The sequence below is a fragment of the Mycobacterium sp. TH-M15 genome (assembly GCF_057473705.1).
Map to the genome: position 1 here is coordinate 1 of NZ_JBYCLB010000197.1, position 8,435 is coordinate 8,435.

General features: G+C 71.3%; 7 protein-coding genes. 4 read left to right on the plus strand and 3 right to left on the minus strand.

Annotation, left to right across the window (positions count from 1 at the left end; all coding sequences use genetic code 11):
* Both AC2VNT_RS04655 and AC2VNT_RS04660 read right to left on the minus strand, forming a co-directional pair.
* The coding region (locus AC2VNT_RS04655) for an alpha/beta fold hydrolase (RefSeq protein ID WP_486945737.1) at positions 1-716 on the minus strand (716 nt) is incomplete at its 3' end.
* Positions 716-1,261, minus strand: a complete 546-nt coding sequence (locus AC2VNT_RS04660) for a phage holin family protein (protein WP_486945738.1) — start codon at positions 1,259-1,261, stop codon at positions 716-718. The genes AC2VNT_RS04655 and AC2VNT_RS04660, both read right to left, overlap by 1 nt.
* Before the next feature lie 208 nt (positions 1,262-1,469).
* On the opposite strand from AC2VNT_RS04660, the gene AC2VNT_RS04665 reads away from it, so the two are divergent.
* A complete protein-coding gene (locus tag AC2VNT_RS04665; protein ID WP_486945742.1) occupies positions 1,470-2,120 on the plus strand; it encodes a chymotrypsin family serine protease in 651 nt (216 codons plus the stop codon).
* 56 nt (positions 2,121-2,176) lie between these two features.
* On the opposite strand, the gene acs is transcribed toward AC2VNT_RS04665, so the two are convergent.
* Positions 2,177-4,138: an acetate--CoA ligase gene (gene acs / locus AC2VNT_RS04670; protein WP_486945739.1), complete on the minus strand. Its 1,962-nt coding sequence runs from the start codon at positions 4,136-4,138 to the stop codon at positions 2,177-2,179.
* Between the two features lie 99 nt (positions 4,139-4,237).
* Here acs and AC2VNT_RS04675 point away from each other — a divergent pair, with 99 nt between their 5' ends.
* The 3 genes from AC2VNT_RS04675 to AC2VNT_RS04685 all read left to right on the plus strand — a co-directional run bounded on the left by AC2VNT_RS04675 (position 4,238) and on the right by AC2VNT_RS04685 (position 8,281).
* Entirely contained in the window at positions 4,238-4,996 is a 759-nt protein-coding gene (locus AC2VNT_RS04675) for a Fic family protein (protein ID WP_486945740.1), read from the plus strand.
* Positions 4,997-6,047: 1,051 nt separating this feature from the next.
* A complete protein-coding gene (gene ssd / locus AC2VNT_RS04680; RefSeq protein ID WP_486945743.1) occupies positions 6,048-7,118 on the plus strand; it encodes a septum site-determining protein Ssd in 1,071 nt (356 codons plus the stop codon).
* A complete protein-coding gene (locus AC2VNT_RS04685) occupies positions 7,115-8,281 on the plus strand; it encodes a TadA family conjugal transfer-associated ATPase (RefSeq protein ID WP_486945741.1) in 1,167 nt (388 codons plus the stop codon). Before ssd ends, AC2VNT_RS04685 begins: the two co-directional genes overlap by 4 nt.
* The last annotated feature ends 154 nt before the right edge of the window (positions 8,282-8,435 follow it).

Below are 8,435 nucleotides of genomic sequence, written 5' to 3' on the forward strand. Positions count from 1 at the left end.
CGCAGTTGGCTGCGGATCGCCCACCGCTGGTATTCCAGCGCCGAATGCGCCGCCGCGGGAATCTGGATTGCCGTGCGGAGATATCGGATCGTCTCCACGAAGTCGGGGCTGCCCGGCCAGGCGGCACCGGCTCGGCTGCGTACCGCCCGTTCGATCTCAGCACCGTCATTGCGGGTCAAGACATGTTCCGGCCAGAGCGGCAGCTGATAACGCAGCAGCGAGGGCAGCAGCGCCCGCCGCTGATCTCGCCGGGTCAGCACCGACGCGCGCAACGCCGCCGGATGCGGAGAGCTGATCGCAGCGACGGCACGCACCATTCGGGGATGCAGCAGGGCGGTCGCCCAGCACACCAGTCCACCGTCCGCGTGGCCGGCCAGGACCGCCGACGAATGTCCCAGTGCCCGAACGAGTCCGGCGGTGTCCCCGGCCAGGGTCCACCCGTCATAACCGCGGGGTGGTTTGTCGGAGCCGCCGTAGCCGCGCAGGTCCACCGCGACGACCCGGGCGTTGGCCAGCCCGCGCAGTTGATGCCGCCACGACCACCAGAACGAGCCGAAGCCGTGCAACAGGATGACCAGCTGCCGCGCGGTCGGCGGAGTGGCGTCACCGTCGGTCGGGATGGCTTCGACCACGTGGAAGCGAATACCGTTGGCGTGCACGTCCAGGTGGCGCCACGGACCGTCGATCCGGGTCATCGACGGATCGGGCGGTTGCACTACCAGCCTGACGGGTCGGCGAGCGTCTTGGTGTCGTCGGCGCCCAGTGCGTGCGGACCGCTGTGGTCGGGGCCGTGGTCGGGGCGCAGTGCCGCCCGGGTCTCCTTGACCGATTGGATGGTCTGCCGCGGCCCCCGGATCCGCCGCACCTTGAGGAAGCCGAGCACCGCCAGCCCCGCCGCCACGGCCGACATGATCCCGAACACGATCAGGTAGGCGGCCCAGCTCTTGAGCCAGAGATCGAGCACCTCGGCGACGAAGAAGAAGAAAAAGAAGGTGGAGTAGAACAACACCACCAGCGCGGCGATGAAGAAGATGCTGCCGGTGAGGCTCTTCTTGACATCCTCGGTGATCTCGGCGCGGGCCAGTTCGACCTCGGCCCGGACCAGCGCAGACATCTGAGACGTGGCGTTTTTGACCAGTTCACCCAGCGACGCCTCGCCGGACAGGGCGTGCGGATCGGCCAGCGGGATCGAGGCCAGGGTGTCTGGTACCCCGTTCCGGCCGGTCGGGTTCCTGGCAATCCTGCGATCGACCTTGCTCACTGAACGGTCCCTCCGCGTTGGCTGTCGTCGCGGCTTATGTTGCCATGCGGCATCGGCGCAGACGAGCCGGTCCACTCCGCCGGGCCCACCGCGGCGTGCGCCGGATCGTGCGGATCGGCGCGATAAACTGCGGTTTCAGCCTGGATCGAGGGAGATTGTCGTGCAGACCACGTGCCGTCGGGTGCTGCGCACCGTGGCGGTGCTGACGATGCTGGCGGTGTCGGCGGTCGCACCGGCACCGGTCGGCGCCGACGGCCGGGTGCCGATGGGCGGCGGCTCGGGCATCGTGATCAACGGCGACGCGTTCTGCACCCTGACCACGATCGGTCATGACCGGACCGGCGACTTGATCGGGTTGACCTCCGCGCACTGCGGTGGGCCGGGTGCCCAGGTCGCCGCCGAATCCGCCGCCGGCAGCGGCACGCTGGGCAGCATGGTGACCGGCAACGACGCCCTGGACTACGCGGTGATCCGGTTCGACCCGGAGAAGGTGACGCCGGTGAACAACGTCAGCGGCTTCGTGATCAACGGCATCGGCCCGGATCCGACCTTCGGTCAGGTCGCCTGCAAGCAGGGCCGCACCACCGGAAACTCGTGCGGGGTGACCTGGGGTCCGGGTCAGGACCCGGGCAGCATCGTGATGCAGGTCTGCGGCCGGCCGGGTGACTCCGGCGGGCCGGTGACGGTGAACAACATGCTGGTCGGCATGATCCACGGGGCGTTCACCGGTGCGTTGCCGGACTGCGTGATCAAGTACATCCCGCTGCACACCCCGGCGGTGGTGATGTCGATCAACGCGGTGCTGGCCGATCTCGCCGCCAAAGACCGGCCGGGCGCCGGCTTCGTCCCGATCGGCTAGGCCGGCGATCGCGAGCGCGGCGCAGCCGCGGGCAGCGGGACGCGCGTTGGGCAGGGCTACTTCGCCGCGCGGATCGCGTCGAACACGCCCGGATCCACCAGGGTCGAGGTGTCGCCCAGTTCCCGACCGTCGGCGACGTCGCGCAGCAGCCGGCGCATGATCTTCCCGCTGCGGGTCTTGGGCAGCTCGGGAACCAGGTGAACCTCCCGGGGCCGGGCGATCGGCGAGATCTCGACGGTGACCCGGGTGCGCAGCTCGTCGGCGAGCGTCTCACGTGAGGTGGCGTCGTTCTGGTGGCCGGCCGTCAGCACGACGAAGGCGCAGATGCGCTGGCCGGCCTGATCGTCGCTGGCGCCGACCACCGCCGCTTCGGCCACCGCCTGGTGGCCGACCAGCGCGGATTCGACCTCGGCGGTGGAGATCCGGTGGCCGGCCACGTTCATCACGTCGTCGATCCGGCCCAGCACCCAGATGTCGCCGTCGGCGTCGTAGCGGGCGCCGTCACCGGCGAAGTACCAGCCCTGTTCGGCGAAGCGCGACCAGTAGGTGTCGATGAACCGCTGCCGGTCCCCCCAGATTCCGCGGGCCATCGCCGGCCACGGCTGATCCATCACCAGATACCCGGCGACCGGCTCACCGGCGGCGGGGTCCGGCGCCAGCCGGTTGCCGTGGTCGTCGACGATGCGTACCGAGATTCCCGGCATCGGTGTCATCGCCGCACCGGGCTTGGTCGCGGCGACACCCGGCAGCGGAGAGATCATCGTCGCGCCGGTCTCGGTCTGCCACCAGGTGTCGACGACCGGGGTCGCGTCGGCGCCCATCACCCCCCGGTACCAGCGCCAGGCCTCCGGGTTGATCGGCTCGCCGACCGACCCCAGCAGCCGCAGACTGGACAGGTCATGGGCGTCCGGGACCTCCCGGCCCCACTTCATGAACATCCGGATCAGGGTTGGCGCGGTGTAATAGATTGTGGCGCGGTACTTCTCGATGATTTCGAAATGGCGGTGGTGATCCGGGAAGTCCGGTGCCCCCTCGTAGATGATCTCGGTGGCGCCGTTGGCCAGCGGCCCGTATACCGAGTAGGTGTGCCCGGTCACCCAGCCGATGTCGGCGGTGCACCAGAACACGTCGGTGTCCGGCTTGAGATCGAAGACGTAGTGGTGGGTGTAGGCGCACTGGACCAGGTAGCCGGCGCTGGTGTGCACGATCCCCTTCGGCTTACCGGTGGTTCCGGAGGTGTACAGCAGAAACAGCGGGTGCTCGGCGTCGAACGGCTGCGGGGTGTGCTGCGGCGCAGCCGGTTCGACGATGTCGTGCCACCACAGGTCGCGTCCGGCCGACCACGCGGTGTCGAGTCCGGTGCGGCGGACCACCAGCAGGTGCTCGACGCAGTCGGTGCCGGTCAGTGCCTCGTCGACCGCGGGTTTGAGCGGCATCGGCGCGCCGCGCCGGAACTGGCCATCGGCGGTGATCACCAGTTTCGCTGCGGTGTCGGCGATCCGGACCCGCAACGCGGTCGCCGAGAACCCGGCGAAGACCACGCTGTGCAGCACGCCCAGCCGCGCGCAGGCCAGCATCGCGACCACGGTCTCCGGGATCATCGGCAGGTAGATCACCACCCGGTCGCCGGCGACCAGGCCGAGCTCGGTCAGGGCGTTGGCGGCCCGGGAGACGTCGGCGAGCAGCTCCGCGTAGGTGATGGCGCGGCTGTCGCCGGCCGGCTCACCCTCCCAGTAGATGGCCACCCGATCGCCGTGTCCGGCGTCGACGTGCCGGTCCACGCAGTTGTAGGCCACATTGAGCCGGCCGTCGGCGAACCACCGGGCGAACGGGGCGTCCGAGTAGTCCAGCACCTCGGTGCAGGGGGTGACCCAGGTCAGCCGGCGGGCCTGCCCGGCCCAGAACGCCAACCGGTCCCGCTCGGCCTCGCGGTACAGCTCCACACCCGCGTTGGCCTGTGCGGCGAACGCAGCGGACGGCGGGTATGCCGACGGTGTGTCGGCAGCGGTTGTGGTCACCTGTGCCAGCCTCGATCCGGGTAGGAAAAACCTGACCTGAAGATACCGTCGACGTCATGGTGGCCGGCGTCAGGAGCCCGGCCGGTATCGTGGCTCGGCGTGACCGCTGACCCGCTGGCCCCGCTGCTGGAGCTGCCCGGCGTCGCCGACGCCAGCGAAGAGGCGCGCGAGTTGCTGGCCCGCGTGCACCGGCATCGGGTCAACCTGCGCGGCTGGCCGATGACGGCCGCCGAGGCGTCGTTGCGGTCGGCCCGGGCCTCCTCGGTGCTGGACGGTGGCCCTGCCCAGCTGGATGACGACTCGGCGACCGAGGACCCGGTGTTCGCCGGCGCGCTTCGGGTGGCGCAGGCCATGGAGGGCGGGGAGAGCCCGCTGGTCGGGGTCTGGCAGCGGGCGCCGCTGCAGGCGCTGGCAAGGCTGCATGTGCTGGCCGCCGCGGACCAGGTCGGTGAGGACGACCTGGGCCGGCCGCGCGGCGACCGGGAGACCGGCCGGCGCCTGGAGATGCTGGCCGAGCTGGCGACCGGCGGGACGCGGGTGCCACCGCCGGTGTTCGCCGCGGTGGTGCACGGCGAATTGCTGACGCTGGCCCCGTTCGCCTCCGCGGACGGGGTGGTGGCGCGTGCAGTCTCCCGACTGGTGACCATCTCCACCGGCCTGGACCCGCACGGTCTGGGTGTGCCCGAGGTGATCTGGATGCGCAAGGCCGGTGAGTACCGCTCCGCGGCAGCGAGTTTTGCCGCCGGAACACCGGATGGGGTGGCCGATTGGTTGTTGCTGTGTTGCCGGGCGCTGCGCGCCGGAGCCCAGGAAGCGCTGTCGATCGCGGAGACCGGCGGCCGGAGTGCCCGGCACTGAAACCGGGCCGACACGGCAAAGCGGGCGACGTTCCGTAGGTCTCGGCTCGCCGCCCGCTAGCATGGGTTTCCGGTTACCATGCGTGCGACATGGGCTGCGTGGGTGGCCTCGGCGATGCTGCGGTCAACTCTGATTCCGACGCCACCCAAAGCGTCCGTGGAACCGTTCGTTGTCCGCAACTACGCAGGCCCGCAACGCTTCTGCCATCTTCGCGGCTGTGGCTCCGCGTGGGTACCGGGATCCATGCTGGGAAGCCTGACTCGGGAGATCGGTCCTTCTCTTCCGGATCGACCTTGGCCTAACCGGCTTCCGTACCCTCATTTCTACTACGTGAGCCAGGACACAGCAAGGGGCAATTCCTGACCCGGCGTTCGTGGCTCGGCTCGGCGACCGAGACCGGCATACGGCTGCCCGACCTGGTTCGCCCATGCCCTTGGCGACCAGTCGTGCAGTTTGCTGGGTGAGGGCTTGTCCGGCGGGCTCGGCACGGTGATCCCCGAGCGGCCGCCGGTTCACGGCCGCCGCCGGGACGGCGCCGACACGGCCCGCGTGTCGGCCAACCGCCGGTGTGTTTTCCGGCACCGTCGTCCGGGCCGGGTGATCGCGCCGACACCCGTCGACGCGCCGGCCAGCCGGCAGCGTCGCCGAGGGCGATAAAACCGCGCAGGTCACGCCGTGTCGTCGGCGATTTCGTCCCGGGTATCGCCGACGTGCGTCGATCGCCGGCGATACTTGCGCCGGGCCCACCTGACATGTGTATAGTAAGCATCACTCGGCTTACGCCGGGCGTGTATCGGCCCGACCCCCCGGGGTTGATGCACGACGACCCTCGCCTCATCCCCCCCCTGGCGAGGGTCGTCCCTTTTCCGGGGGAGGATTCGCCGTTCGGCGGGCGGTATATCGGAACACGTTACAGAGATCGTTCTCCGCCGTCGAATCGCCCCTCGTCCACAGTCGGGCGCGCTGTCCACAATCGCCCGGCGGCGGCTGGCGGCCGCGCCGCCGGGGCACGCAGGCTATCGGCGTGAGCGCAGCTGCCGGCCTGCTGGCCATCGTGAGCCGGGCCGCCGTGCGCGAGGAGGTGGACCGGATCGGCGCCGCGGTCGGTATCCGGGTGATCCACGTCGCCGACCCCACCGCGGTGACCCGGCGAAGCTGGCTCGCGGCGGTGGCGGTGGTGCTCGACGAGGGCGCCGCCGTCGGCTGCACGAGACAGACGCTGCCGCGCCGCGCGGATGTGATCGTGCTCAGCGATGCCGAACCGACCGCCGGCACCTGGCGGGCAGCGGTCCTGCTGGGCGCGCAGCGGGTGCTCACTCTGCCGGGTGACGGGGACGCACTGGTTCGGGCGCTCGCCGACGCGAGCGAGGTGATCCGTGACGGCGCTCGTCCCCGGGGCGACGTGGTTGCCGTCGTCGGGGGGCGCGGCGGAGCCGGAGCATCGCTGTTCGCCGCCGCGCTGGCCCAGACCGCCGCCGCCGCGCTGCTGGTCGACCTCGATTCGTGGGGCGGCGGAATCGATCTGTTGGTCGGCAGTGAAAACGCCCCGGGCCTGCGCTGGCCCGACCTGGCGTTGCGCGGCGGCCGGCTCACCTGGGCGGCGGTGCGGGAGGCGTTGCCCAGGCACCCGGCTCAAGCCGGTGTCACCGTGCTCTCCGCCGCCCGGCACGGATACCAGCCGGACAGTGCCGCGGTCGGCGCGGTGGTGGACGTGGGTCGGCGCGGTGGTGCGGTGGTCGTCTGCGACCTGTCCAGAGACATCAGCGACGCCAACGAAACCGCTTTGGACGCAGCTGATCTGGTCGTACTGGTCAGCCCCTGCGACGTCCGGTCGTGTGCGGCCAGCGCCGCGTTCGCGCCGCGACTGCGGGCGGTCAATCCCAGCGTCGGTCTGGTGGTGCGCGGGCCGTCGCCGGGTGGGCTGCGCGCCGGTGAGGTCGCCGACGTGGCCGGGCTGCCGCTGCTGGCCACCATGCGCGCCGAGCCGCGGTTGGCGGAACGGTTGGAACGCGGCGGCCTGCGCTTGTCGCCTCGATCATCGTTGGCGGTGGCCGCCCGGCGGATACTGGGTGTGTTGCCATCCCGGCGCCGGGCGTCGGTGACGCAGGTGGCCGCCGAATGACCGATTCGTTGATCGAGCGGGTCCGCGAACGACTGGCCGCCGAATCGGCGGAGCTGCGGCCGCACGTGGTGGCGGCGGCGATCCGCGCCGAATCCGGCGGCGTGCTCGGCGATACCGAAGTGCTGACCAACCTTCGGCTGCTGCACACCGAGCTGACCGGTGCCGGTGTGCTGGAACCACTGCTCTGCGCCGACGGCACCACCGACGTGCTGGTGACCGGGCCCGACGCGGTCTGGGTCGACGACGGGTCCGGCCTGCGGCTCAGCTCCGTTCGGTTCGCCGACGAGGCAGCGGTGCGCCGACTGGCCCAGCGGCTGGCCCTGGCCGCCGGCTGCCGCCTCGACGACGCGCAGCCGTGGGCGGACGGACAACTGACCGGGGTCGGCACCGGTGAGTTCTGCGTGCGGCTGCACGCGATTCTGCCGCCGATCGCCGCCGGTGGGACCTGCCTGTCGCTGCGGGTACTTCGTCCGGCCACCCAGGACATCGCGGCGTTGGCCGCCGCCGGGTCGATCGCCCCGCAGGCCGCCACCCTGCTGGTCGACATCGTCGAGGCTCGGCTGGCTTTCCTGGTCTCCGGTGGCACCGGCGCGGGGAAGACGACGTTGCTGGCGGCCCTGCTCGGCGCGGTCTCCGCCGACGAACGCATCGTCTGTGTGGAGGATGCGCCGGAGTTGCAGCCACCGCATCCGCACCTGGTCAAGCTGGTGGCACGCCGGGCGAACGTCGAGGGTGCCGGCGAGGTGACGCTGCGTCAGCTGGTCCGGCAGGCGCTGCGGATGCGGCCGGATCGGCTGGTGGTCGGCGAGGTCAGGGGTGCGGAGGTGGTTGACCTGCTCGCCGCGCTGAACACCGGCCACGACGGTGGCGCAGGCACCGTGCACGCCAACAGCCCCGCCGAGGTGCCGGCCCGGCTCGAGGCGCTGGCCGCGCTCGGCGGCCTGGACCGTCCGGCCCTGCACGGCCAGCTGGCCGCGGCGGTTCAGGTGCTGTTGCACATGCAACGGGGCCACGCCGGCGGTCGGCGACTCACCGAGATCGCCATGCTGTGCCGCACCGACGCCGGCTTCCTGCATCCGGTGGGTGTCTGGCAGGTGGACCGCGGCATGGCCGACGGGGCGGCGGCGTTCCGGCGTCTGCTCGACAGCCGGGCGGCGCGGTGAACGGGTCGGCGCTGGCGGCGTTGGCGCTGGCGGCGGCGCTGACGGTGTGCTCGCCTCGGCACCGGCTCCGCTCCGGGCGATCGTCGGGCCGGAGATTCCGGATTCGGCTCGCCCGGTTCGCCCTGGCCGGATGCGCCCTGGGGTGCGCGGTGGC